This window comes from Pseudonocardia sp. Ae505_Ps2 (genome assembly GCF_001932425.1).
Taxonomy (GTDB): Bacteria; Actinomycetota; Actinomycetes; order Mycobacteriales; family Pseudonocardiaceae; genus Pseudonocardia.
The window spans coordinates 3,639,091-3,663,848 of the sequence record NZ_MCIP01000001.1 but is presented as its reverse complement, the minus strand read 5'-3'; the positions used below and the strand labels follow the sequence as shown (position 1 = coordinate 3,663,848).

23 protein-coding genes, 1 tRNA gene and 2 pseudogenes are annotated in these 24,758 nt (G+C 72.1%); 7 read left to right on the top strand and 19 right to left on the bottom strand.

The window, feature by feature from the left end; translation table 11 throughout:
* Positions 1-117 precede the first annotated feature (117 nt).
* The 4 genes from Ae505Ps2_RS17580 (at position 118) to Ae505Ps2_RS17565 (ending at position 4,721) form a co-directional block, all read left to right on the top strand.
* Complete coding sequence (locus tag Ae505Ps2_RS17580; protein ID WP_249265290.1) at positions 118-1,239, top strand: iron ABC transporter permease; 1,122 nt, start codon at positions 118-120, stop codon at positions 1,237-1,239.
* Positions 1,236-2,027: an ABC transporter ATP-binding protein gene (locus tag Ae505Ps2_RS17575; RefSeq protein WP_075553782.1), complete on the top strand. Its 792-nt coding sequence runs from the start codon at positions 1,236-1,238 to the stop codon at positions 2,025-2,027. The genes Ae505Ps2_RS17580 and Ae505Ps2_RS17575 overlap by 4 nt, the downstream gene beginning before the upstream one ends.
* A gap of 143 nt (positions 2,028-2,170) precedes the next feature.
* Complete coding sequence (locus Ae505Ps2_RS17570) at positions 2,171-3,385, top strand: MFS transporter (RefSeq protein ID WP_198932149.1); 1,215 nt, start codon at positions 2,171-2,173, stop codon at positions 3,383-3,385.
* Positions 3,386-3,527: 142 nt separating this feature from the next.
* On the top strand, positions 3,528-4,721 hold the full coding sequence (locus tag Ae505Ps2_RS17565) for an epoxide hydrolase family protein (protein WP_075311505.1): 1,194 nt from the start codon (positions 3,528-3,530) through the stop codon (positions 4,719-4,721).
* 10 nt (positions 4,722-4,731) lie between these two features.
* On the opposite strand, the gene Ae505Ps2_RS17560 is transcribed toward Ae505Ps2_RS17565, so the two are convergent.
* The 5 genes from Ae505Ps2_RS17560 to Ae505Ps2_RS17540 form a co-directional block, all read right to left on the bottom strand.
* Positions 4,732-5,346, bottom strand: coding sequence for a response regulator transcription factor (locus Ae505Ps2_RS17560; protein WP_075311503.1), 615 nt, complete (start codon positions 5,344-5,346; stop codon positions 4,732-4,734).
* Complete coding sequence (locus Ae505Ps2_RS17555; RefSeq protein ID WP_020627295.1) at positions 5,343-6,473, bottom strand: histidine kinase; 1,131 nt, start codon at positions 6,471-6,473, stop codon at positions 5,343-5,345. Before Ae505Ps2_RS17555 ends, Ae505Ps2_RS17560 begins: the two co-directional genes overlap by 4 nt.
* Positions 6,466-7,419 (bottom strand): hypothetical protein, encoded by a 954-nt coding sequence (locus Ae505Ps2_RS17550; RefSeq protein ID WP_139318981.1) that lies wholly within the window; start codon positions 7,417-7,419, stop codon positions 6,466-6,468. The genes Ae505Ps2_RS17555 and Ae505Ps2_RS17550 overlap by 8 nt, the downstream gene beginning before the upstream one ends.
* Positions 7,420-7,853: 434 nt before the next feature.
* Positions 7,854-8,435 (bottom strand): TetR/AcrR family transcriptional regulator, encoded by a 582-nt coding sequence (locus tag Ae505Ps2_RS17545; protein WP_158071471.1) that lies wholly within the window; start codon positions 8,433-8,435, stop codon positions 7,854-7,856.
* A gap of 89 nt (positions 8,436-8,524) precedes the next feature.
* Positions 8,525-9,523, bottom strand: coding sequence for an aldo/keto reductase (locus Ae505Ps2_RS17540; RefSeq protein WP_349289829.1), 999 nt, complete (start codon positions 9,521-9,523; stop codon positions 8,525-8,527).
* Positions 9,524-9,755: 232 nt separating this feature from the next.
* Between Ae505Ps2_RS17540 and Ae505Ps2_RS33505 the strand changes: the two are divergent.
* Positions 9,756-9,875, top strand: a pseudogene (locus Ae505Ps2_RS33505) (IS5/IS1182 family transposase); the annotation flags it as partial.
* A 461-nt stretch (positions 9,876-10,336) separates the two neighbouring features.
* Here Ae505Ps2_RS33505 and Ae505Ps2_RS17535 read toward each other — a convergent pair.
* The 10 genes from Ae505Ps2_RS17535 to Ae505Ps2_RS17490 all read right to left on the bottom strand — a co-directional run bounded on the left by Ae505Ps2_RS17535 (position 10,337) and on the right by Ae505Ps2_RS17490 (position 19,981).
* On the bottom strand, positions 10,337-11,854 hold the full coding sequence (locus Ae505Ps2_RS17535; RefSeq protein ID WP_075553780.1) for a tripartite tricarboxylate transporter permease: 1,518 nt from the start codon (positions 11,852-11,854) through the stop codon (positions 10,337-10,339).
* Positions 11,854-12,447: a tripartite tricarboxylate transporter TctB family protein gene (locus tag Ae505Ps2_RS17530; protein WP_020627300.1), complete on the bottom strand. Its 594-nt coding sequence runs from the start codon at positions 12,445-12,447 to the stop codon at positions 11,854-11,856. Before Ae505Ps2_RS17530 ends, Ae505Ps2_RS17535 begins: the two co-directional genes overlap by 1 nt.
* On the bottom strand, positions 12,444-13,427 hold the full coding sequence (locus Ae505Ps2_RS17525; RefSeq protein ID WP_075311497.1) for a tripartite tricarboxylate transporter substrate-binding protein: 984 nt from the start codon (positions 13,425-13,427) through the stop codon (positions 12,444-12,446). Before Ae505Ps2_RS17525 ends, Ae505Ps2_RS17530 begins: the two co-directional genes overlap by 4 nt.
* A gap of 42 nt (positions 13,428-13,469) precedes the next feature.
* Positions 13,470-14,318 carry an amino acid ABC transporter permease gene (locus Ae505Ps2_RS17520; protein ID WP_083695073.1) on the bottom strand — a complete coding sequence of 283 codons (849 nt, stop codon included), beginning with the start codon at positions 14,316-14,318 and terminating at the stop codon, positions 13,470-13,472.
* Positions 14,315-14,962 carry an amino acid ABC transporter permease gene (locus Ae505Ps2_RS17515; RefSeq protein WP_020625879.1) on the bottom strand — a complete coding sequence of 216 codons (648 nt, stop codon included), beginning with the start codon at positions 14,960-14,962 and terminating at the stop codon, positions 14,315-14,317. The genes Ae505Ps2_RS17520 and Ae505Ps2_RS17515 overlap by 4 nt, the downstream gene beginning before the upstream one ends.
* 52 nt (positions 14,963-15,014) lie before the next feature.
* Complete coding sequence (locus tag Ae505Ps2_RS17510) at positions 15,015-15,902, bottom strand: glutamate ABC transporter substrate-binding protein (protein WP_020625880.1); 888 nt, start codon at positions 15,900-15,902, stop codon at positions 15,015-15,017.
* Between the two features lie 40 nt (positions 15,903-15,942).
* Positions 15,943-16,728: an amino acid ABC transporter ATP-binding protein gene (locus Ae505Ps2_RS17505; protein WP_075311493.1), complete on the bottom strand. Its 786-nt coding sequence runs from the start codon at positions 16,726-16,728 to the stop codon at positions 15,943-15,945.
* Between the two features lie 109 nt (positions 16,729-16,837).
* On the bottom strand, positions 16,838-17,767 hold the full coding sequence (locus Ae505Ps2_RS17500) for an SMP-30/gluconolactonase/LRE family protein (RefSeq protein ID WP_198932148.1): 930 nt from the start codon (positions 17,765-17,767) through the stop codon (positions 16,838-16,840).
* 22 nt (positions 17,768-17,789) lie between these two features.
* Positions 17,790-19,019: a CaiB/BaiF CoA-transferase family protein gene (locus Ae505Ps2_RS17495; protein ID WP_020625883.1), complete on the bottom strand. Its 1,230-nt coding sequence runs from the start codon at positions 19,017-19,019 to the stop codon at positions 17,790-17,792.
* Positions 19,016-19,981, bottom strand: a complete 966-nt coding sequence (locus tag Ae505Ps2_RS17490; protein WP_020625884.1) for a hydroxymethylglutaryl-CoA lyase — start codon at positions 19,979-19,981, stop codon at positions 19,016-19,018. Before Ae505Ps2_RS17490 ends, Ae505Ps2_RS17495 begins: the two co-directional genes overlap by 4 nt.
* Positions 19,982-20,171: 190 nt before the next feature.
* Between Ae505Ps2_RS17490 and Ae505Ps2_RS17485 the strand changes: the two genes are divergently transcribed.
* Positions 20,172-20,873, top strand: a complete 702-nt coding sequence (locus Ae505Ps2_RS17485) for an IclR family transcriptional regulator (protein WP_139318980.1) — start codon at positions 20,172-20,174, stop codon at positions 20,871-20,873.
* An 845-nt stretch (positions 20,874-21,718) separates the two neighbouring features.
* On the opposite strand, the gene Ae505Ps2_RS17480 is transcribed toward Ae505Ps2_RS17485, so the two are convergent.
* A tRNA-Ile gene (locus tag Ae505Ps2_RS17480) sits at positions 21,719-21,793 on the bottom strand.
* A 96-nt stretch (positions 21,794-21,889) separates the two neighbouring features.
* On the opposite strand from Ae505Ps2_RS17480, the gene Ae505Ps2_RS17475 reads away from it, so the two are divergent.
* Positions 21,890-22,762: an LLM class flavin-dependent oxidoreductase gene (locus tag Ae505Ps2_RS17475; RefSeq protein ID WP_075333172.1), complete on the top strand. Its 873-nt coding sequence runs from the start codon at positions 21,890-21,892 to the stop codon at positions 22,760-22,762.
* 54 nt (positions 22,763-22,816) lie between these two features.
* Here Ae505Ps2_RS17475 and Ae505Ps2_RS34280 read toward each other — a convergent pair.
* The 3 genes and pseudogenes from Ae505Ps2_RS34280 to Ae505Ps2_RS17460 all read right to left on the bottom strand — a co-directional run.
* Positions 22,817-22,939, bottom strand: a pseudogene (locus Ae505Ps2_RS34280) (IS701 family transposase); the annotation flags it as partial.
* Between the two features lie 164 nt (positions 22,940-23,103).
* Positions 23,104-24,123, bottom strand: a complete 1,020-nt coding sequence (locus tag Ae505Ps2_RS17465; protein WP_063718746.1) for a hydroxyacid dehydrogenase — start codon at positions 24,121-24,123, stop codon at positions 23,104-23,106.
* Entirely contained in the window at positions 24,116-24,727 is a 612-nt protein-coding gene (locus tag Ae505Ps2_RS17460; protein ID WP_075311485.1) for a hypothetical protein, read from the bottom strand. The genes Ae505Ps2_RS17465 and Ae505Ps2_RS17460 overlap by 8 nt, the downstream gene beginning before the upstream one ends.
* Between the last annotated feature and the right edge of the window lie 31 nt (positions 24,728-24,758).

The following is a 24,758-nucleotide window of genomic DNA, read 5'->3' as shown; positions in this document are numbered from 1 at the left end:
GACGACCGCGGTGCGCGAGAACCGGCTGGTCACCGTCCCGCAGTCGATCACCCTGTCCCCCAGCGTGCTCAACGGGCACGCCGTCGCCACCATCGCGAAGGGCATCCACGGCACCGGATGACCATGCATGAGGAGGCGGCGGGGACCGGCGGCCTGCTGGGCCGGGTGCCGCCGGACCGGCCGGTCCCTGCGGCCGGCGGCCTGCTCGGCCGGGTGCCGCCGGCGGCCGTGCTCGCCGGGCTGCTCCTCGCCCTGCTGGCCTCGGTCGTCGTCGCGATCGGCCTCGGCCCGGTGTCGATCCCGCCCGGCCGGGTGCTCGACGCCGTGACCGCCCACCTGACCGGCGGTGTGTCGGGGATCGACCGGGCCGAGGACTTCATCGTCTGGGAGCTGCGCACCCCACGTGTGCTGCTCGGTGTCGTCGTGGGGGCCGGGCTCGCCGTCGCCGGATTGCTGGTGCAGGCCATGGTCCGCAACCCGATCGGCGACCCCTATATCCTGGGGCTGTCGTCGGGGGCCTCGGTCGGCGCGGTCCTGGTCATCACCACGATCGGCACCGCGACGGCCGGGCTGTTCACGCTGCCCGCCGCGGCCTTCACCGGTGCGCTGCTCACGGGGCTGGGCGTCTTCGTCCTGTCCCGGGTCCGCGGGCGCCTGCACGCGACCCGGATGGTGCTGGCCGGGGTCGCGGTCGGGCAGCTGCTGGGCGGTATCACCTCCTTCCTGCTGCTGCGCACCCGCAACACCGACGCCCAGCAGCAGGTCCTGTTCTGGATGCTCGGAAGCCTGGCCGGGGCCCGCTGGGACCTGCTCGCACTGTCCGCCGCGATCGTCGGCGTGCTTCTGGTGCCCCTGTGGTGGCAGGCGAACCGGGTCAACCTGCTCGTCCTCGGCGACGACACGGCGTCGGCGCTGGGCACCGACCCCACCCGGCTGCGGGCGGCCCTGTTCGTCCTCACCGGACTGCTCACCGGGGCGGTGGTGGCGGTGTCGGGCAGCATCGGGTTCGTCGGTCTCGTCGTCCCGAACCTGGCCCGGCTGCTGTTCGGCGCCGACCACCGCCGCACCCTGCCGGTGTGCGTGCTGCTCGGCGCGCTCGTCGTGGTCTGGTCCGACACCGCCGCCAGGCTCGTGCTCGCTCCGACCGAGCTGCCGATCGGCATCCTCACCGCCGCGATCGGCGTGCCGTTCTTCCTCTGGGTGCTGCGCCGCAGCGCGACGGGGGCGGTGGGCGTGTGAGCGCCCGGCTCGTGATCGACGGCGTCAGCGTCGGCCACGGCGGGGACCGGGTCGTGCACGACGCGACGCTGACCGTCCCCGACGGTGCCGTCCTCGCTCTCGTCGGGCCCAATGGGTCGGGCAAGTCCACCCTGCTCAAGACCCTGTACCGGGTGCTCAAGCCGCTGCGGGGGCACCTGCTCCTCGGTGACGACGACCTGGCCGCGATGGCGCACCGCGACAACGCGCGCGCGGTCGGGGTGCTCTCCCAGGACGACACCGGCGGGTTCGACTTCACCGCGTGGGAGGCCGTCATGCTCGGCCGCTCCCCCCACCTGGGGACCTTCGGCCGACCCGGGCCCGGTGATGCCGCCGTCGTCGCCGACGCCCTGGCCCGCACCGGATGCACCGCGTTCGCCGCCCGCCCGCTGTCGGAGCTGTCCGGCGGGGAACGGCAGCGGGTGCTGCTGGCCCGCGCACTGGCCCAGCAGCCTCGGGTGCTGGTACTCGACGAGCCCACCAACCACCTCGACCCCCGCCATCAGCTCGGGGTCCTGCGCCTGGCCCGCGACATCGGGACCACCGTCGTCGCGGCGCTGCACTCGCTCGACCTCGCCGCCCAGTACGCCGACCTGGTCGCCGTGCTGTCCGCGGGCCGCGTCGCGGCACTGGGCGCACCGACCGAGGTGTTGACCCCCGGGCTGCTCGCGGCGCACTTCCGGGTCGACGGCTCGATCGTCGCGGACCCCGTGACCGGGGCGCCCCGGGTACTGCTGCGCGAGCTGGGCGCCGGTCGGGCCGCTGAGTGACCGCACCGGCACCCGGCCTGCTCATCTCCGGATTCGCTCGCGCTCGGCACCGGGGTCACGGCAGTATCACGGCTCGTGGAGACGAACCCCTGTGACGGCCGCCGGGCCGCCGACCGCCGTGGCGCGGCGATGCCGCTGCACCGGTGATCGACGAGAGCGGAGACCGGACGGTCCGCCGGGTCCGCATCACCCAGCTCGTCGGGTCCACCGTCGACGGCGCCGTTCTCGCGACGGCGGTGCTGTACTTCAGCACCCGGGTCGGGTTGGCGGCCGAGACTGTCGGGCTCGTGCTCGCCGTCGCGGCCGCGTGCGCACTGGGTTTGTCCGTGCCCATCGGAGTGCTGGCCGACGCTGTCGGTCTGCGCCGGGCGGGCGTGGCGCTGAGCGGGCTGGTCGTGGTCTCGCTCGTCGTCTACGCCCTGGCCGGCGGGCTCGTCTCCTACGCGGCCGGGGCGATCTGCTTCGTCGTCGCGCAGGCGGGGATCGGCGCGGTCCGCCAGGCCGTCGTCGCTGCGGCGGTGGCACCGGAGGACCGGGTACGAGCCCGGGCGACGCTGCACACACTGCTCAACGCCGGGATGGGACTGGGCACGGTGTGGGGCGCGGTCGTCCTGGCCGCCGACTCGGCGGCGCTCTACCGGGCGACGTTCGTCGGGGGCGCCGCTGCAACACTGGTCTGCACCGTCCTATTCGCCGGGCTGCCCGCGACGGCCCCGACGAGGGGCGGGATGGCGGCGGGGCGGCGCCCGGGGCTCGCCGCCCTGCGTGACGGCCGGTTCGTCACGGTGACCGGCCTGTCGGCGCTGCTGCAGCTCACCATGCCGGTGCTCAGCGTGATCCTGCCGCTCTGGGTGGCCACCAGGACCGGTGCCCCGGAGTGGGTCGCTGCCGTCGCGCTCGGGCTGAACACGATCCTGGTCCTCCTTCTCCAGACCGCCTGGGCAGCGAGGATCGGCTCCGTCACGGCCGCCCGGCGCTCGGCCGTGACGGCAGGGACCGCACTGCTCGTCTCGTGTGTCCTGATCGGACTCGCGGGCAGCGTAGGCGGGGCGGTGCTGCCCACCGTGCTCGTGTTGATCGGGGTGACGGTTCTGACCGCGGGTGAGATCGGGGCGGGCGCGGCGACGTGGTTCGTCGCGTTTCGCTCCGTCCCGGAGGGCGCCCAGGGCCAGTACCAGGCCGTGTTCGGGATGGCGGCCTCGTTCGCGCGGATCATCGGACCGGCGCTGGTGCTACCGCTCGTCCTCGCCACCGGCGAGATCGGGTGGTTGGCGGTCGGCGCCGTGATGGCCGCCGCGGGAATCGTGCTCTCGGCGATCACCGGGCGATCCGACCGAACTCCGCCGCAGCTCGGCTGATCGGAGACCATCGCACGCGCTCACCGGTAGATGCCGATGTCACCGTCCGGTCCGGGACTACGGCATCTGCCGGTCGATTCGGCGTGCGGCCAGGCTGGTCTCACTGCCCCGACGGCAGCCACCCCTCCGGGAAGGACCGACCATGACCACCGCCACCGACCAGGACGTCGAGCTGCGCCCCTTCCACATCGACGTCCCGCAGGCCGCGCTCGACGACCTGTCCGACCGCCTCGCCCGCACTCGCTGGGCCCCGGAGCTTCCGGGCGTCGGTTGGGAACGCGGCGTGGCGATCGGCCACGTGCGCGAGCTGGCCGAGTACTGGCGCACGACCTACGACTGGCGAGCGCACGAGGCGGCCCTCAACGCGTTCCCGCAGTTCACCACCGTCATCGACGGCCAGGAGATCCACTTCCTGCACGTGCGCTCGCCCGAACCCGACGCCATGCCGCTGCTGATGTGCCACGGCTGGCCGAGCTCGGTCGTGGAGTTCCAGCGCGTCATCGGCCCGCTCACCGACCCCCGGGCGCACGGCGGGGACCCGGCGCACGCCTTCCATCTCGTGCTGCCGTCGCTGCCCGGGTTCGGCTTCTCCCCACCGGTCACGGAACCGGGCTGGGGCATGGTGCGGACCACCGCGGCCTTCGCAGAGCTCATGCGTCGGCTCGGCTACTCCCGGTACGGCACACAGGGCGGGGATGCGGGCGCCGGGATCGTCGCGATGCTCGCCGGCCTCGCGCCGATGGCCGGCGGCCAGGTGGCCGGGATCCACCTGAACGGCCCGTCGAGCTTCGGGCCGCCCGCAGACGAGGCCACCCTGGACGACGCCGGGAAGGTGCGGGCACGGCGGGCCGCCGAGTTCGCCGCCACGGGTACCGGCTACCTGCAGCTGCAGTCACACCAGCCCTCCACCATCGGTGTCGCTCTGCACGACTCGCCGGTCGCCCAACTCGCCTGGATCACGGAGAAGTTCCAGGCGTGGACCGACCCGGCCCGGCGGCTACCCGACGAGGCCGTCGACCGTGACCAGCTGCTGACGACCGTCACCGCGACGTGGCTGTGGGGGTCCGGGGCGGGATCGGCCCAGTTCCTGTACGAGTCGATGCACGGCGCGATGCCCTGGACGCCACCGGCCGGGGACGACACGGCGTCCTGGGAGGGACCGGTCGCCCCCACCGCGGTGGCGGTGTTCGCCGCGGACAACTCCATCCGTTCCGAGATCGACACCGGGAACATCGCACGCTGGACCGAGTTCGACGTCGGCGGGCACTTCCCCGCCATGGAGACGCCGGAGCTGCTGGTCGACGACGTCCGCGCGTTCTACGCGGGTCTGCGCTGATCGGCTGCGGTCAGCGCGACCGTAGCCACCCGGCGCGGCGGGCCGTTTCGATGGCGTCGATGCGGTTCCGCCCGCCGACCTTGGCGATGGCGTTGGACAGGTAGTTGCGCACGGTGGTCGGCGAGAGGTAGAGCTGCCTGCCGATCTCGTCGGTGGTGAGGCCGGTGGCGGCCAGGCCGAGGACGTCGGTCTCGCGGGGGGTCAGCGGGTTCGCGCCGGTCTCCAGCGCGGCGGCCACCAGGTCCGGATCGAGCACCCGCTCGCCCGCGGCGACCCGGCGCACGGCGTGCGCCAGCGTCGTCGCCGGCGCTGCCTTCAGCACGAATCCCCGCACGTGCGACTGCAGCGCCTCGAGCATGTGGCCGGGCTGGTCGAGCCCGGTCAGAATCAGTGTGCGGACGTGCGGCAGCTCGTCGTGCAGGGAGCGGGCCACCATCAGGCCGTCGGCACCGGGCATGTCGATGTCCAGGAGGGCGACGTCCGGACCGAGCTCCCTGGCCACCGGGAGGACGTCGTCGCCGCGGCGCAGCTCGGCGACGACGTCGACGTCGGGCTCCAGCCCGAGCAACGCCACCAGCGCGCCGCGGATCATGTCCTGGTCCTCGGCGACGAGCACCCGGATCACGACGGGTGCCCGACCCGGGCCGAGGGCACCGGCACGTCGACGTGCAGCCGGAACCGTCGTGCCTCGTGCTCGACCCGCAGGGTGCCACCGAGCTCGCGGACCCGGCTCGCGAGACCGTCCAGTCCGGAGCCGTCGCCACCGGGGCCGGCCGGGGCGTCGTTCTCGATCGTCATCGTGAGCCTGCCCGGTGATCGGTCGAACACGATCGCGCACGCCGTCGCGTCGCTGTGCCGCAGCACGTTGGTCACTCCCTCCCGCACTGCCCAGCCCAGCAGTGCGTCCTGGTCGGTGGGCAGCCCGTCCGGGTCGCCGGTGACGTGCACGACGACTCCGGCGGCGTCGAGCAGCCGGACGGCCCCGGCCACCTCGGCGTCCAGCCGCACGGCCCGCAGGTCGACCGTGGTGGCGCGCAGGTCGGCCAGCGCGGAGCGGGCGATGGTCGCGAGATCCTCGGTCTCGCGCGTCGCCCGCTCCGGGTCGACGTCCCGCAGCCGCCCGGCGAGCTCCCCTTTGAGCACGACCGCCGACAGGCTCTGTCCGAGCAGATCGTGCAGGTCACGGGACACGCGCAGCCGCTCACGCTGCACCGCCACCTCGGCCAGCTCGGCGCGGACCCGCGCGAGCCTGTCCAGCTCGACGGCCAGCTGCGCGTGCACGACCAGCCCACCCGCACCCAACAGGAACACCGTCGGCGTGTAGACGGCGAACCACGCGAGGAACGCGGCACCCATGTCCGCGGTCTCCGCCAGACCCAGCACGAGCTGCACCACCAGTGCGGGCAGGAGCCACGCGAACGGGTACCGGCCGGGGAGCAACATGACCGAGGACGCACCGACCAGGAACCATCCGACGGTGCCGGGAACCCCGAGCAGTCCCATCGCGACGACCGTCCCCACCAGCGACGTCAGGGTCGCCGGCCAGGCCGCGGCCCGCTCACCGCGTACGGCGGCCCGGCTGTGGTGGATCTGGCACGCCGCCGCCACCAGGGAGAGCAGACCCCACGGTGATCCTCCGAGATCCCCGCCGAAGTCGGTGAGCGACTGGACGACGACGAACCCCAGCAGGCCGGCGTGCATACCGATGCCGACCAGCAGTACCTGGCGCTGCTGGGGCGTGCGCTCAGCCACGGTCCGCCGCCCGGTTCTCGACGGTGACGCGCGGATCGCCGGTGGTGGGCTCGACGACCAGGGCGACCCGGTGCCGCACGTCGCGGGCCAGCAGATCGACGACGGCGCGGCGCAGCGCCGCCCGGAACTCGGGTGTTGCGGGCCGGCTCAGGTCGACGTCCGCGGCGTGCAGCACCACGGGCGAGCCGGAGGCCGTCAGCAGCGCAAGGGCGGTGTCGATCTCATGGGCCCGGCTCCGGGCCCGGTGGCCGCCGAGGACCCTGCGGGCCCGCAGCAGGGCGTCGCGGGCGTCGTCGACGACGGCCGGCAGAGCGCTCGGCGTCACGGTGGCCGCTCGCTCCAGCACCGGGGCGACGACCTCCCGCAGCGAGCCGACGATCCGGAAGCGCTCGGTGACCACGGCGAGGTCGCGCAGCTCGTGCTGCGCGGCACGCAGCCGCCGGCGCGCCGCCACCAGCCAGATGACCCCGTACAGCGCGCTGACCCGGAACACCAGCGAGAACACGTAGTAGCTCGCGGTCAACCCGTCGGCTCGGACCACACCCACGAGGAGGACGACGGCGCAGCAGCCCCCGAGTACCGCGAGCGCAGTCCGCAGCGGTCCGACCAGGAACGCGCCGAGCGCCACGAAGACCAGCATCATCGCCCAGGCGCCGCCGATGACGACGGCGGCCACCCCGGACGTGACCAGCAGCGCGGCGAACACCGCTCCGCCGCGCGGTGCGACGGTCCCGCGCACGGCGAACCACACTAGGTACAGATGCAGGGGTGTCGTGAGGAGGACGCCGATCGCGACCGGAACCAGCCCCGCCCGATAGGGCTCCACCACCGCGGAGCGACCGAGCTCGACCAGCGGGATCAGCGCGCAGAACCCGACGACGAGGTGTCCCAGGAACCCGACGGGTCCGCGGTCGACGTCCGCTGGGTGGCTCGGCCGTCGGTCCACCGTCGGATCGTAGAGCACACCCCGCCGGACCTGACCCGGATCGAAGCACCGGCCGGTCCGATGAAGTGCACTGATGTGTGGTCCTCCCGGGAAGCCTGGCCGGCGTCGATCCCGCGATGCTCCATCAGGTCGGAGACGACCCGGCGGCGCACTCGAGACCGAACAGAGAGACCTCGCCTCGGCACTGCCGGACTCGCTCCTGGTTGCCGGCGCTGCTCGCGCACCGATCCGGCTGCTCCCCCGGTCCCCGGTCCTGCGCACCTCCTCCACCTGAACGCCGTCGCCGCACGTGTCACGAGCGGAGACACCCGCGAGGTCGCACCGTCGCGCGCCACGGACCGGGGACCGGTCCGCTCGTGCTTCCGAGCCGGCTCAGCCGGCCGCCGTTCGACCCGGCTCGCCGCTGTCGCCCCGCGGTGCTTCGAGGGTCTCGGTCAGCCTGCATCCTGCGTCGACGAAGGACTGCGGACGGGTGTCGAACCGCGGTCGGTGCGCAGGAGGCCGTCGAGTGCCGCCTCGACCAGTCGTCCCACCGCCTCGGCATCGATCTTCCCGTGACCGACGAGCAGCCGGAAGATGAGGGGAGAGAAGAGCAGGTCGATCGCGGTGTCGGCGTCGATGTCGGGATGTGCCTCGCCGCGAGCCTGGACGCGTTCCCAGAGCACCCGCGTCTGGGCCCGGCGATGCTCGAAGAACCGGTCGCGGAGCTGCTCGGCGGCCTGAGGATCGCTCGCGCACGCTCCGATGAGCTGGCGCAGGACAACCCCGGCGGGGCTGCGGTAGTAGGCGGCGACATGACCGACCTGCTCGAGCAGATCCCGCCGGCTGTCGCCGGTATCGGCCACCGGGACGTCGTGGCTCATGGTGTCGGCGAACGCGTCGATCGCGAGGGCGAGACGATGCGGCCAGTAGCGGTAGATGGTGGGCTTGCTGACTCCCGACGCGGCGCTGACCGCCTCGATGGTCACGGCAGGCACGCCCTTGTCGCGGAGGATGTCAGCAGTCGTCGCGAGCACGGTGGCCTGGATGCGGGGGTCGCGGGGGCGCCCGGGCCGGCGCGGCGGGGCGGAGTGCGCCGCCGCCCCGCCGTCGTGCGCCTGCGGGCTCAACGGACCGAGGGCGCTGCGGGGCGGGGGCCGCCCACGCTGCCGGGGCCGTAGCGTTCGCCGCTGACCCTCTCTCCGAGCGGCGCCAGCTCCGAGAGCGCCTGCTCGTCGAGGACGAGGTCGAGTGCGGCGAGGTTCTCCCCGATCCGCTCGGGACGGGTGGTACCAGGGATGGTGGTCACCGAGGTGCCCAACCGCTCGGCCTGCGCGTAGGTCCAGGCGAGCGCGACCTGTGCAGGCTTGGCGCCCAGTCGCTGCGCCACGGCCCGCACGACCTCGGCGATGCCCTCGTTCGCGGCGCCCGCCTCGCCCTGGAACCGGGGGTTGCGGCTGCGGAAGTCGGTCGGGGCCAGCTTCGTGCGATCGATCGTGCCGGTCAGGAACCCGCGTCCCAGCGGGGCGTAGGCGACCAGACCGACACCGAGCTCGGCCATCACCGGGGTGACCTGCTCGACATCGCGGGTCCACAACGAGTACTCCGACTGCACCGCAGCGATGGGGTGCACCGCGTGGGCTCGGCGAAGCTCCGCCGCACTGACCTCGGAGAGACCGAGCGCACGGACCTTGCCCTGGCTGACCAGCTCGGCCATCGCGGCGACGGTCTCCTCGATGCCGACGTCCTGCGGCGGGCGATGCAGGTAGTACAGGTCGATCACATCGACCCCCAGACGCAGCAGTGAGGCCTCGCAGCACCGCTGGACGTAGGCGGCTTCGCCGCGGAAGCGACGGTTGGCGTCGCCGCCACTGCGGTCGATGCCGAACTTGGTCGCCAGCCGGACCCGATCCCGCCGGTCATGGATCGCCCGACCGACCAGGACCTCGTTGTGCCCGGAGCCGTAGATGTCGGCGGTGTCGATCAGTGAGACGCCCTGCTCGATCGCCTCGTGGATCGTCGCGATCGAGCGGTCCCAGTCCGCCCCGCCGTAGTGCTCGCTCATCCCCATGCAGCCCAGTCCCATCACCGGGACCTCGATGTCTCCCAAGCGGTGTGATCGCACGATCGCACTCCTCAACTAATTTACGTAGCGGAACGTAAACGAATCTACCCCCTGCTCGGCGCCGAGACCAGGGCGCGTCGAGGAACACGACGCCCTCCGCCTGGATGCCGCGTGGGCCGACCGCTCCGGCGATTGCCGGCCGAGCACTGCCGCGAGGACTGCGGTGACGCCGACCCAGGAGCCCGTTGAGCTCCAGCGGGAGCGAGCCCCCGCGGAGGTACGAGCAACCGCCCGCTGCGGCCAGGGACGACCCCGGGCCCGACCCGAACGCGTGCGCGCGGACATGGCCTACTCCTCGCGCGCGATCCGCCGGCATCTGCGCGAGCGCCGGATCGTCGCCGCCATTCCGAAGCCCTCTGGCCAGCCGCGACACCGCAAACAACGCAGCTCACGCGGCGGCCGACCGCCCGGAGGCCGCCGTAACGATGTAGCAGTTCACCGGCGGGTGTCGAAGTCGCGGAAGCGACACCGGGCCACGGAACTGCCGCTGCCGGAGCCGGCCCGCCGCTTGGTCCAGATCTCGCCGTGTGTCCCCATACGCAGCGGTGGTCGTGCCGTCCTCGCTCCGCTCGTCGGCCGGTCTCCGAGACCTTCCGTGGGGTGACCGTGTGAGTAGATCAACTCCGTTGGGACAGACGTTGGACTTGATCAGGATCCACGTACAGCGCCTGGAACGCTGAGCGTCCGTGTCCTCGCAGGGGCATAGCGGCTACACGACCATTCGCCGGCCGTGCGCCACGTCGTCGCTGAGGCCCGCGGCATCCCCGGGGACATGGGGCTCCGACCAGCCGGGAGCGGACGGCACCGGCGGTGTCACGCCGTGGCACCGAGCCGTGAACGACGGGCTCGCACCGTCCGCACGATCACCGCGCCGACGACGATCAGCAGCAGCCCGTAGAGGCCCGCTGCGATCGGGCTGTCGACGAGCGCGACCGGATCGCCCTCACTGACCGCCAGCGCGCGGCGCAGCTCGGTCTCGGCCAGCGGTCCGAGGATGATGGCGATCAGCATCGGGGCGACCGGCACCCCGTAGCGGCGCATCGCGAGCCCGAGCAGCCCGATCAGTGTGACGAGCACGAGGTCGAGGAGCTTGGCGCTGGTCGCGTAGACGCCCAGCATCGCGAACACGGTGATGCCCGCGTAGAGGTAGTGCTTCGGGACGAGAAGGAGCTTGGCCCACAGCGGGGCGAAGGGCAGGTTCAGGATCAGCAGCACGACTAGGCCGATGAAGAAGCTGGCCAGCAGCGCCCAGACGAGGTCCGGGGCCCGGTCGAACAGCAGCGGCCCGGGCTGCAGGCCGTACTGGCGAAACGCCGCGAGCAGGATCGCCGCGGTCGCCGAGGTCGGCAGCCCGAGCGCGAGCAGCGCGCCCATCGCGGTGCCGGCAGTGGCGTTACCCGCGGCCTCGGGGCCGGCCACGCCCTGGATAGCGCCACGCCCGAACATCGGGTTCGCGCGTCGGGCGTCGAGACGACGCTCGGTGCCGTAGGCGAGGAAGGTCGGGACCTCCGACCCGCCGACGGGGATGATGCCGAATGGCAGCCCGGTCGCGGTGCCGCGCAGCCACGCGGGCAGTGCCTGGCGGAACTCTGCGAACGAGAGCCAAGGCCGGCCGGGGTGGGGCATGACGCTACGGTCCTCGCTGGTCCCGCGCCGGGCGGCCTGGGAGAACACCTCCGCCAGGGCGAGCAGGCCGACCGTGATGACGATGATGTCGATGCCGTCGAACAGTTCGGGCAGGCCTCCGGTGAACCGGGCGGCGCCGGAGATGCCGTCGATCCCGACAACCGAGATCGCCAGGCCGATGCCAAGTGCGGCGAGGCCGCGCACGACAGAGTCGGTGACGACCGCGGAGATGGCGACGAACGCGAACACCGCGAGCGCGAGGTACTCCGCCGGCCCGAACACGGTGGCGAGCGCCGCGAGCGAGGGCGCGAAGAATACGACCAGCACCGCGGCGACGATGCCGCCGATGAAGGACGCGATCGCCGAGGTCGCCAGCGCCTGGGGAGCGCGGCCGTTGCGGGCCATGGTGCGACCCTCGATGGACCCGGCGATCGCGGTCGAGTTGCCGGGGGTGTTCATGAGGATGCCGGAGATGGAGTCACCGAACAGCCCGCCGAACAGGACACCGGCGAACATGATGAACGCGCCGATGGGGTCCAGGGAGAACGTGACCGGGAGGAGCAGGGCCACAGCCATCGCCGAGCCGAGGCCGGGGAGCACACCGACCGCGGTACCGAGCAGGGCACCGACGACGACCCACAACAGGTTCATCGGGGTCAGGACGGTGGCGAAGCCCTCGCCGAGGTTGCCGAGCGTCTCGAGCATCAGAACGCTCCCGCGAGCAGGCCCGGAGGCAGGTTGAGGCCGAGGCCCGCGGAGAACCCGAGCTGCACGGCGGAGGAGAACGACAGCGCGAGGAACACGTCGAAGACCGGGCGACGGCTGCCCAGGGCACGGGCGACCCCCCAGAACAGCAGGGCGCCGGACAGGAGCCAGCCGACCGGCTGCAGCGCGGCGATGAACACGACGACCGCGCCGATCGCCTCGGCCAGCGCGCGGCGGTTGGCCCGCGGGCGGGTGTCGTGCTCGGGATGCGGCGCGATGGCGGGGGTGGACGCGTCGAGGTCGTCGGCCGGTGTCGGGCGTGCGACGGCGGCGGGCTCGGGACGGCGCAGGACGTCGAGCGCCAGCAGCGCGGCGAGGACCAGACACACGCCCGCCACGACCGCTGGGAACACCTGCGGCCCGGGGAACGACGCCGTCGAGGGCACCCGCATGGTGACGGTGCCGACGGCGAGCAACGTGGCGGCACCGAGCAGCACGACCGGGATCAGCAGCCCGGTCCGGCGGCGCAGGTAGCCGTCGGAGATCGAGGACTCGGGGGCGGTGGCGTCGGTCGACGTGGTCGGTGTGCTCACAGTCCGAGCTCCTCGATGATGCGGTTCACGCGGGCCTGGTCCTCGGCGAGGAAGGCGCCGAACTCGTCACCGGCGAGGAACGCGTCCTCCCAGTTGTTGCGGGCCAGGGTGTCCTGCCAGCTGGGGCTACGGACCATCTCGCCGACCACGGCGATCAGCTCGTCGCGCTGCTGCGCGGTGATGCCGGGCGGTGCGACGAGTCCGCGCCAGTTGGGCAGGGCCACGTCAACGCCCTGATCGACCAGCGTCGGGACTGCGATGCCGGGGACGGGCCGCTCGGCGGAGACGGCGAGGGCCCGCAGGTTGCCGGCGTCGATCTGGTCGGAGAACTCGTTGTATCCGCTGATCCCGATCGCCACGGTCCCCGACAGCAGCGCGGTGAGGACCTCGCCGCCACCGGCGTAGGAGATGTAGTTGACCTCGGCCGGATCGATCCCGGCCCCCTGCGCGACCAGGCCCGCGAGGAGGTGGTCGGTGCCGCCGAGCCCGCCGCCGCCGACGGCCTGGCCGTGCGGATCCACCCGCCACGCCGTCAGGAATTCCTCCAGGGTTCGGAACGGCGACTCGGCCGGGACGATCAGCACCTCGTAGTCCTCGGCGAGCCGGGCGATCGGGGTGGTGTCGGCCAGGGTGGTGTCGGAGGAGTTGACGGTGATGGCGCCCTCCATCACCGTGCCGGTCATCATCAGCTGGGTCGGTTCGGGCCTGATGCCGACGAACCGGGTCAGCCCGATGGTGCCGCCGGCGCCCGGCACGTTGACCACCTGGACGTTGTTGACGATGGACTCGGCGCGCAGGGCCTGCTGGGACTCGCGGGAGGCGAGGTCCCAGCCACCACCGGGTGCGGCGGGTGCGGTGAGGGTCAGGTTCGTCCGGGGGCCCTGCCCGGCGACCGAGCCGCTCGCGTCGACCGCGGCGAACCCGGTCAGCGTGAGCGTCACGACGACGCCGAGTGCGGCGAGGACGGTCTTCTTCGACACGATCTCTCCTGTCGGCCCGGCCGGGCCGCTCGGTGGGTCGGGTCAGCGGGCGGTGTCGAGCCGACGGGCCATCCGCGAGAGCGCGAGGTTGACCAGCAGGTACAGCGCGGCGACGGCGGTGTAGACCGGGATCGCGTAGGTGCTGCCGAGGTACTCGACCGCCACCCGCCCCTCACGCAGCAGCTCGGTGTAGCCGATGACGAAGCCGAGCGAGGTCTCCTTCAGGATGATCACGACCTGGGAGACCAGAGCCGGGAGCATCGCCTTGACCGCCTGGGGCAGCAGTACCACGCGCAGGGTCTCGATCTTGCGTAGGCCGATCGCGTAGGCGGCCTCGCGCTGCCCCCGCGGGAGCGATTGGACACCGGCCCGAAAGATCTCGCAGAGCACCGCGCTGTTGTAGAGGGTGATGCCGATGACCAGCGCCCAGAAGGTGGGGACGTCGACACCCAGCGCGGGGGCTCCGAGGAAGATCATGAAGATCAGGACGAGCAGCGGCAGGCCACGGAACAGCTCGATCCACACCCGCGCCGCGCCGCGCAGCCAGCCGCGGTCGGAGAGCCGGGCGGCGGCCAGGACCAGTGCCCCGGCAACGGACAGCACGATCGCGACCAGCGCGACCTGGAGGGTGGACCAGAGCCCGCGCAACAGCAGGCGGGCCAGGTCGCGGTTGAGAAGGACCGCCCAGCGGTCGGGGTCGAGGATGCCGTTGCGGCCGAGCTGGACCAGCGCCGCCGCGACGACGACGGCGAGGACCCCGCCGCCGAGCAGCGCGCCGCGGCGGATGCGGGCGCGGCCGCGCGGTCCCGGGCAGTCGAACAGCACCGAGGGTCCCGAGGATGTCGTCGGACGGGCGGGTGCCGGCGTGGTGGGCCGGGTCGTCGTGGTCATCGGGCCACCGCGACCTTCTTCTCGAGCCGCTCGGCCGCCAGGCCCGCGGGAATGGTGATGATCAGGTAGAAGACGCTGCAGGCGAGCAGGATCGGGATCACCGCGTCGCTCTCGACGGTGGCCAGGGCCGTGGTCGAGGCCAGCAGCTCCGCGACGCCGAACGCGCTGGCGATGGCCGAGCTCTTGGTGAGGGCGACGAAGACGTTGAGCAGCGGTGGGATCACCGAGCGCAGGGCCTGCGGGAGGACGACGAACCGCAGTGATCCACCGAACTCGAGCCCGATCGAGCGGGCGGCCTCGGCCTGGCCCGGTGGTACGGCGTTGATGCCGGAGCGGACGGCCTCGCAGAAGAACGCCGCGTAGTAGACCGCGAGTGCGACGACGGCGGCCGGGAAGAACCCGATCCGCACGCCCATCTGCGGCAGGGCGAACAGCGCGAAGAAGAACACGACGGCGGTGGGCACGGTCCGCAGGCACTCGACGTAGCCGGTGGCGACGCGCTGCAGCAGCGGGACCGGTGAGACGCGCATCCCGGCGAGGACGACGCCGAGCGCGAGCGCGATCACCGAGGAGACCAGGATCAGTGCCAGCGAGGTGCCGAACCCCGACAGCAGCAGGGGCAGGTTGTCGAGGACGGCGGTCATCGTGGGGTCCAGGGGGTTCGGGCGGCTGGGGACGGCCGGGTGGCGGGCCGGGTCATGAGCACGGCTCCGGCTCCGGCAGGGTCATGGGCTGCTTGGAGTAGCGGCCGAGGCTGGCGTCCCACGCGCGGGCGTAGGACCCGTCCTTGGAGGCCTCCTGCAGCGTCAAGTCGATCCACTCGCAGAACTGCGTGTCGCCCTTGGCGATCCCGACCGCCCAGTTGTCCTGGTAGAACGGGCGCCCCAGCATCTCCAGGTCCTCGTCGTCCTTGCTGACGTACCCGGCACCGATCGGGCCGTGGGTGGACAGCGCGTCGACGGTGCCGTTCTTGAGCGCGTCGATGCACTTGGACGAGACGTCGAACTCGATGAGGTTCGCCTGGGGGAACTCCTTGCGGATGGTCGCGGAGACCTGGCCGCCGGCGGTCGAGCAGATCCGCACGCCGCGCGGGGTCTGCGGGTCGATGATGCCGACCGGGTTGCCCTTGAGGACAACGAGATCGAGTCCGATGTCGGCATACGGGCCCGCGAAGCTGACGACCTTCCTGCGCTTGTCGGTGATGGAATAGGTGGCCATCACCAGGTCGACCTTGTCCTGGGCGAGGAACTGCTCGCGATTGGCGGAGCTGGCCTCGACGTACTGGATCTGGTCCGCGCGCAGACCGAGCCGACCGGCGATGTACTCGCCGAGATCGATCTCGAAGCCCTCCTGGTGGCCCTGCAGGTTCCCTGCCGACAGGCCGGGGTGGTCGTAGCGCGTCCCGATCCGCAGGTAGCCGCGGTCGTGGATCTTCTTCATGGTCGATCCGGCGGCCAGGGTCGGGCTGTCCACGACATCGGGGGTGATGCCCGGGTTGGTGGTGCTGCTCGCACCGAGGGTCGCCACGAGCGCGATGGCGGTGATCAGTGCGGCGGCGGGGACGAGAGTCTTCGGGATGCGCACGGCGTCGTGCCTCCTTTCCTTCAATGGTTCCGGTGCGGCGTCAGTGGCTGAGGACCTTGGACAGGAAGTCCCGGGCCCGCTCGGAACGGGGGGAGGCGAAGAAGTCCGCAGGCGGGGCCTGCTCGATGATGCGGCCGCCGTCCATGAAGATGACGCGGTCGGCGGCGGAGCGGGCGAAGCCCATCTCGTGGGTGACCACGACCATCGTCATACCGGTTCCGGCGAGCTCCTTCATGACCTCGAGGACCTCGTTGACCATCTCCGGGTCCAGCGCGGAGGTCGGCTCGTCGAACAGCAGGACCTTGGGCTCCATCGCCAGCGCGCGGGCGATCGCGGCGCGCTGCTGCTGACCCCCGGAGAGCTGGGCCGGCAGCTTCTGCGCCTGGTTCCCGACGCCGACCCGGTCCAGCAGGCGCTCGGCCTCGGCGCGGGCCTCGGCCCTGGAGCGGCCGCGTACCCGGATCGGGCCGAGCGTGACGTTGTCCATGATCGACATGTGGGCGAACAGGTTGAACTGCTGGAACACCATGCCGACGTCCGAGCGCAGCGCGGCGAGTTCCTTGCCCTCCTCGGGCAGGGCGACACCGTCGAGGGTGATGTCGCCGTCGTCGATCGGCTCGAGCCGGTTGATGGTCCGGCACAGGGTCGACTTGCCGGAGCCGGACGGGCCGACCACGACGACGACCTCGCCGCGGGCGATGTCGAGGTCGATGTCGCGCAGCACGTGCAGATCGCCGAAGTGCTTGTTCACCCCGCGCAGCGACACGAGCGTGTCGGCAGCCGGCGCGGCGGCCGCGGCGGAGGCGGGGGCGGTGGAAGCGGTCATGGGTGTCTCCTCGACGGTCACGTCGCTGTGGCGGAAGGATCTGGGTGTGTCGCGCACGGTGTTGGTTCCGGCGCGGCGACCGGGTCGCTGGGCGATCGCCGCGCCGGGTTCAGGGGGCGGTCGGTGGCAGGTCCGCCACCAGGACGGTCCCGGTGCCGGACTCGGTGATGTGGACGCGGGTGCCACCGGTCCGCGGGTCGGCGCGCAGGGCCAGGTTGGTGCAGGTGGTGCCGGCGGTGGACCGCAGCCGGGCGACGAGCTCGCCGTTCGGGGCGAACACGAACACCGACCCGAGCGACGCGTGGGCGACCAGTAGGCGGCCGGCGTCGTCGAGGGCGAGCCCGTCGGGGCCGCTGGTGCCGAACAGCGACACGAACCGGCCCACCTTCGACACCGACGTCCGGTCGGCGTCGAGCGGGGCCCGCCACACCGCGTTGTCGCGGGTGGCGGCGACGAACAGCACGCGCTCGTCGTGGTCCAGGACCAGCCCGTTGGGACTTGGCACGGTGTCGAGCAGCACGTCGGTCGTGCCCCCACGCACGCCGCCGCGCAGCCGGAGCACCCGCCCGGTCGGGTCGTGCAGACCGGTGAGCCCCTGGTCGGTGACGTAGACGTCGCCGTCCGCCGCGACCGCCAGGTCGTTGAACCCCTTGAAGCCCTCGACGTCGTCGGGCCCCAGCACGGTGTGCACCTGCCCAGAGGCGTCGAGATGCAGCAGACCGCGGAGCTGGTCGGCGATCAGAATCCGTCCGGCGCCGTCGATCCGGCATCCGTTGGGCTGGCCGTCGTACTCGGCGAGCTGGGTCCACTCCCCCGCCGGGTCGATGCGGAACACCCGCCCGAACGGGATGTCCACGACCAGGAGGTTCCCGGCACCATCGAACACCGGTCCCTCGATGAAGGAGTCGATGCGGCGGCCGCCCTTGTGGGTGTCGGCCCAGGCGCTGGGCTCCCCGGTGCGGCGCAGGTGCGCCGGCATCGTGGCGAACGGCGTCGCGTCGATCACCTGCGGTGGCGTGTCGAGGTACATGGGGTTCATCCGGACTCTCGCGGCGGTGCGATCAGTGGACGGGCGCGGCGCGATCGGCGGGGTCGCCGCCGAACGTGCCCGCCTCGGCAGCCGTGGCGATCTGCGCGGCGGTGTAGCCGAGCTCGCGAGCCAGGTCGGCGGTGTGCTCCCCGGCCCGGGGAAGGTCGAGGCGCAGCGGCAGCCGGCGACCGCTCATCTCCAGCGGCAGCGACGGCAGCCGGGCGGTGCGGCCGTCGGTCAGCGTCACCTCGGTCAGCGCGCCCGGCTCGTTGAGGTGCGGGTCGTCGAACAGGTCCTCGGGACGCTGGATCGGGGCGAACGGCAGCCGGGCGGCCTCGCAGAGCCGCACGGCCTCGTCGCGGGTCAGCGCGCCGAGGGTCTCGCGCAGCACCGGCAGGACGCGGTCGCGCTCGGCGACGCGCTGGGCGTTGGTCGCGAGCCCGGGGTCGGCGGCGAGCGTGTCGAGGCCGAACGCGGCGCAGAACGAGCGCCACTGGGTGTCGGAGACGACTCCGATGAAGACCTTCTCGTCGTCGCCGGTGTCGAACACGTCGTAGACCGCCCAGGCCGACAGCCGCGCGGGCATCGGCGCGGCGGCCCGCCCGGTCACGGCGTACTGGGCCATGTGCTGCCCGACGAGGAAGACGTTGTTCTCGAACAGGGAGCTGCGCACCAGCTGGCCGCGGCCGGTGGCCCGGCGCTCGTAGAGGGCGGCCATGACGCCCATCGCGGCGAACATGCCGCCCATGACGTCGTTGACCGAGGCACCGGCGCGCAGCGGACGCCCGGGCGGACCGGTCATGTAGGCGAGCCCGCCCATCATCTGGACGACCTCGTCGAGCGCGGCGCGCTCCTCGTAGGGACCGGACAGGAACCCCTTGAGGCTGCAGTAGATGAGGCCAGGATTGTCCGCGGACAGCTCCTCGTAGCCCAGTCCCTTCGCCGCGAGGCCACCCGAGCGGAAGTTCTCGGTGACGACGTCTGCGGTCGCGATGAGCCGCTTGACGTAGTCCACGCCCTCGGGCGAGCTCAAGTCGACTGAGACCGAGCGCTTGTTGCGGTTGAACATCGGGAAGAACCCGGCGCCCGATCCGGGCAGAGCACGGGTCTTGTCCCCGTCGCCGACCGGCTCGACCTTGATGACGTCGGCGCCCAGGTCGGCCAGGACCAGCCCGCAGGACGGGCCCATGACCATGTGCGAGAACTCGACGACGCGCACCCCGTGCAGGGGCAGCCGCGGTGTCCGCTGCGAGGCGTTCACGCGGCCGCCCCCGCACCGGCGTAGCGGAAGCCCTTGGTGAGGCCGGCGTCGGGGACGTGGCCGTAGAGCGGTTCGCCCGGCAGCCCCTCGACGACGACCGCGCGGGCCGCCACCAGCGCCTCGATGTCGACCCCCGTGCGCAGACCCATCGACTCCAGCAGGAAGACCAGGTCCTCGGTGACGACGTTCCCGCTGGCGCCGGGGGCGTACGGGCAGCCGCCGAGCCCGCCCTGGGAGGAGTCGAAGGTGCGCACACCCGCATCGAGGGCGGCGACGACGTTCGCCAGACCCTGGCCCCGCGTGTTGTGCAGGTGCGCCGCGCCGGCGTGCCCACCGAGCTCGGCGGACAGCCGGGTGAACAGCCTCCGCACCTGCGCCGGGTCGGCGTAGCCGGTGGTGTCGGAGAGGCCGACCGAGTCCGCGCCCATTTCGGCGGCCGCAACCGCGAGGGCGATCACGCGGTCTTCCGCAACCGGTCCCTCGATGGTGCAGCCGAACGCGGTGGAGAGCCCGACATCAACCTGCAGGCCAGGGACCTTGTCCTTCAGGGCGACGACCCGGCCGACCTGCTCGATCGCCTGCTCCGAGCCCATGCCGATGTTCGCGCGGCTGTGGGACTCCGAGACCGAGACCGGCATCGTCAGCGACCGGGCGCCCGCCGCGACGGCGTTGCGGGCGCCGACCAGGTTGGGCACCAGCGCGAGCACAGTCAGGTCCGGGATGCGCAGAGCCTCACCGACCACCGCGGCCGCGTCGGCCATCTGCGGGAGCCGCTTCGGCGAGACGAACGAGGCGACCTCGATCTCCCGCAGGCCCGCAGCGGCCAGCGCCGCGACCCAGCGGTGCTTCACCGCGGTCGGCATGGTCCGGTCCACGCTCTGCAGCCCGTCCCGCGGCCCGACCTCGCTCACGAGGACGTCCACCTCGGACGTCCGCGACGCCCGCTCCGCCGTCGCACTCATGGCCCCACCACCGTTCTGTCTGACAGAATACGCTTGCGCTAGACAGAACGGTACGGCCGGCCGATAGAACTCGTCAAGACACCTCTCCGCAGCTGATCGCATTGGGTCGTTCTGTCTGACAGAATGCAGTGCGCCAGAGCGCAACGATGACCATGCGGCGCAACGTCGCCGCGCCGAGAGGACGGTGCCGGTGTCAGCCGGAGAACAGCCGAAGGAACAGCGGGTCGAGGCCGTAGAGCGGGCGCTGACGCTGCTCGAGGCGTTCGCCGAGGGAGCGGACCGGCTGTCCCTGGCCGAGCTGGCCAGACGCACCGGCTTCTACCGCAGCACCATCCTGCGACTGGCCGCGTCGCTGCAGCGGATGGGATACCTGCACCGTGAAGCCGACGGTCACTACCGCCTCGGGCCCACGCTCTGGCGACTCGGCTCGCAGTACCAACGAGCCTTCCACCTCGCCGACTACGTGCGCCCCGCCCTCGCGACAATCAGCAAGGAGACCGGGGAAAGCGCCGCCTTCTACGTGCGCGAAGGCGACCGCCGCGTCGTCCTCTACCGCGTCAACAGCGAGCAGCCGATGCGACACCATCTGGAGGAGGGTGCCGTACTCCCGCTCGATCGAGGCGCCGGTGGCCGCATACTGACCGTCCACACGGGCGGCGACGACGACCACGCCGAGCAGATCCGAAACCAGGGCTACTACCTGTCCGACGGAGAACGGAACCCCGGGACCAGTGCGGTCGCCGTTCCTGTGTTCGGTATGGGTGGCACGTTCGTCGGTGCACTGGGCGTGGTGGGGCCGCGGCAGCGGATGGGCGGGACCCGCCCGCTGGAGATCAGGGACCTGCTGGTGCGCCACGCCGAGGATCTGTCCGTGCAGCTTGGCCGCCGATAACACCTCCACCCCCGAGAGGCCCGCAGGAATCTGCGCGAAGCGTCGGTGAGTCGGGGAGAGCGGCAGCGAACGCCGCGAGGATCCGACTGAGACCTGCGCCCTTCATCACACAGGGGATCCGTCATCAGGGGACGCACCCGACAGGTGGGTCGTGCGACTCCCCACCCCGCTGACCGCCACCGCCGCCGTCGGACCGAGCTGCGACTGAATCTGGCCGAAGGCACGCCGACTGTGGCAGCGGGGAAGACGGCGGCTCCGCTCGTCGTGCTCGCACCGGCGCGACGGGGACATGGCTGGTGACCACGGCCCGCTGAATCCGTCCCGGCCTGCAGGCGGGGCAGCCGTAGTTCACCGCGCGGATTCCTGCTGCATAGGCGAGTAGTGCCGCCTTCGTCTGCGTTGCTGTGTGTGGTTGCTGTCACTCTGGGGCGTATGGCGGCGACTGCTGAGCAGGTAGCGCGGATCCCGGCGGGGAACCTGCGGGTGCCCCGCGGAGAGTTCGCCGTGGTCTGGGCCGCCGCGCAGGATCGGACCGCGCAACAGGGCGAGCGCGGAGTCCAGAACTGGTACGCGGCCGGTGTCGTGGCGACGTGCCGGTGGCTGGCCGGTGCTGCGCACCGCACGTCGTGGGGCCAGATCCAGCAGCCAGCGGCCCCGGCAAACCGGTCGTGCGCGACGGCCCATGAGGAGCTGATCGAGGCCGAGTGCATGGCAGTCGAGCTGCCCCCGTTGCGCCAGCCAGACCTCGTGGCGGACCGTCCGGGTTGGTGCGAGGGGCCACCGTGTGGTCATCAGAGTAAGATCAGAACTTCCGGCGTCTACGCAGCTCAGACGCATGATCGTTGTGCGGCGGGCCGGGCTCGAACCGGCAACCTGACGGGTTATGAGTCCGCTGCTCTGACCAATTGAGCTACCGCCGCGGCGAGCCGGAGGATACCGGAACCGGCACACTCCGAACCGCCGTCACCCCGGTCCTCCGGCAGGGCCGGAGCACCCTCGGCATAGGGTGCCTCGGCATGCGGCTCGGTTACCTCACGCACGTCACCGGTGACGATCCGTCACGCGCCTACCGCGAGACGATCCGGCTGGCGGAGCGGGCCGAGGAACTCGGGTACGACTCGTTCTGGGTGGCCCAGCACCACGACGGTCACCTCGGCGGTCGGCTGCCGTCGCCGCTGGTCCTGCTGGCCGCGGTGGCGGAGCGGACCCGGCTGATCCGGCTCGGGACGGCGGTCGTCGCGCTGCCGCTGGAGGACCCGCGCCGGCTCGCGGAGGACGCCGCAGTGCTCGACGCCCTGTCCGGTGGGCGGCTGGAGCTGGGCGTCGGAGCGGGGGCCGATCCCGACGCGGCGCGACGCTTCGGGCGTCACCACGACGACCGGCACCGCGACACCGTCGCCGCGCTCGACGTCCTGCTGGAGACGCTGCCGACGGCGCTCGCCACGCAGCGGGTGTGGTGGGCGACGGGGTCGGCGTCGTCGGTGGACGCCGCCGCGGTCCGCGGGGTGGGAGTGCTGTCGGGCAGGCCGCCGTCGTCGCACGGCGGCGTCGTCTCCGACCTGGCCCGGTACTGGACCTACGCCCGCGGGGTCCCCCGGGTCGCGCTGTCCCGGCCGCTCCCGGCGGGCCACTCGACCGGCCGGGTCATCGACGAGCTGCTGGCCGACCCCGCGCTGCCGTGGGCGGGCGAGATCATCGTCCAGGCCCAGCCGTCGACGGTGCGGACCGACGTCCACGACGAGGTGATGGAGCGGACCGCGCGCTTCGTGCGGCCGTTCCTCGGGGTGGCCGGGCCGGCGCACGGGGCCGCGGTCGTCGAGGCGGTCGACACCGACGACGACCACCCGCCGGCGATGCGGCCGCGGCCGGTGCTGCGGCCCCACCGCTAGTACGGCCACGGCAGTTCAGGGGTTGGGTGGTCGTTCGCCGCGGCGGCGGTAGTGGCGTTCGCGGTCCTCGGTCCACGAGGTCGGCAGGCAGAGCTCCCGGTCGATCGACGACGGTCCCCGGTTCGAGGCGTAGGCCAGGGACATCCCGAGCTGGCAGCTGCCGATCGTCCCGGTGGTGCGCTGAGCCGTCGTCTGCCGGGCGGCAGACCAGCCGCCCGTGGTCAGGCCCGGCGCCGGCGATCAGACGTGAGTACGCCCCGACTTGGCCCCTGGCCGAGAACCTCGCGCGACCCCGGGGTCTGAGATCCGACGACCTGACCGTACGAGTCGACGGGGTGCGATCACGACGCACTCCGTGTTCGGTCTCGGTCCAGGATTCGTGGGTCCGGCGGCTCGTTGACCGGGTTTGCCGGTGGGCGTCCGGTCAGTGCTGCGAGGACGTCGTCCGCGGCGTCGAGGGCGACCCGACGCAATGATTCTTCGGTCTGGCCTGCGATGTGCGGGGTGATGATGACGTCGGGTCGGTTCAGCAGGGAGTGGCCCGGTGGGAGGGGTTCGACCTCGGTGACGTCGAGGGCCGCCCCGCCGAGTCGACCGGTGGCGAGTGCCTGGAGCAGTGCCTGTTCGTCGATGGTGCCGCCGCGAGAGGTGTTGATGATGACCGCGTCGGGCCGCATGGTGGCGAGTTCGGTCGCGCCGATGAGGTGCCGGGTGTCGGGGAGCAGGGGGATGTGGAGGCTGACCACGTCGGAGTCGGCCAGTAGGTGTGGGAGGGTCGCGGGGGTGCTGCCGCGGCGTCGGACCTCGTCGTCGCCCAACCCCGGGTCGTAGGCGAGTGTTCTCATGCCGAAACCGTTCTGCGCGATGCCGGCGACCTGGGCGGCGATCCGGCCGAAGCCGATGAGTCCGAGGGTGCTTCCCGCCAGTTCTCTGCCGACCAGCAGGGCGCGGGAGGTGTGCCCGCTCCCGTCCTGGTTGCAGCGGTCCGCGAGGGTCAGTTTCCGTCGGAGTGCGAGCAACAGCGCGAAGGTGTGTTCGGCCACCGAGACGAGGTTGGAGGTCGGCGTGTTGGTGACGATGACACCGGCTGCTGTCGCGGCCGAGACGTCGACGGTGTCCACTCCCACGCCGTGCCGACCGATGATCTTCAGGCGAGGGGCCGCAGCGATCTGATCGGCGGTGATGCGTCCGCTGCGCACCAGGATGGCCTCGACCTCGTCGGCGACGTCGGCGAAGCTCGTGGCCGCATCACCGTAGCCGCAGCGCACATCGGCGAGCTGTCGGAGTTTCTCGATCGCGAGCGGATGGATCGGGGAAGGGATCCAGACGAGGGGTCTCGGGTCGGGCCGTGCGTCAGGCATTGGGCGTGAGCTCCCGGCTGCGCCGGCGGGACTCTTCCTCCCGCGCGACGCGTTCTTCGCAGGTGGCGAGGACCTCCGCGGCGCGGTCGGGGTTGACGACGGCGAGTCCATCGCTGTCGCCGACGATGATGTCCCCGGGGTTGACGACGACATTGCCGACGACGACCGGTCTCTGCAGCCGGAACGGGCCGTTCTTCCACGGGCCGGCGGGAATGACCGAGCGGGCGTAGACGGGCACACCGAGGTCGGCGAGTTCGACGACGTCGCGGATCGCGCCGTCGATGACGAGTGCGGCGACCTGCAGGGCCCTGGCCTTCTCGGTCACGAGGTCGCCGATGAGGGCCCTGCCGTCGTATCCGCCGCCGTCGACGACGAGGACCTGGCCGGGGCGGATCTGTCCGAGAGCCTGGTGGATGCCGAGGTTGTCCCCGTGGGCGGTCAGGACCGTGTAAGCCTCACCGGCGAAGGGCTCGCTGTCCCACATGGACTTGAGGCCGACCGGCAGGCCGAAGCGATCCTGGGAGTCACCGATGATCGTGGTGGGGTAACCGCGCAGGGCGGCGATGATGTCCGCGGTTCCGGGTGCGTCGGTTGTCCGTGTCATTGTGCGTTCCTCAACTGGGTCGGACCTGCGC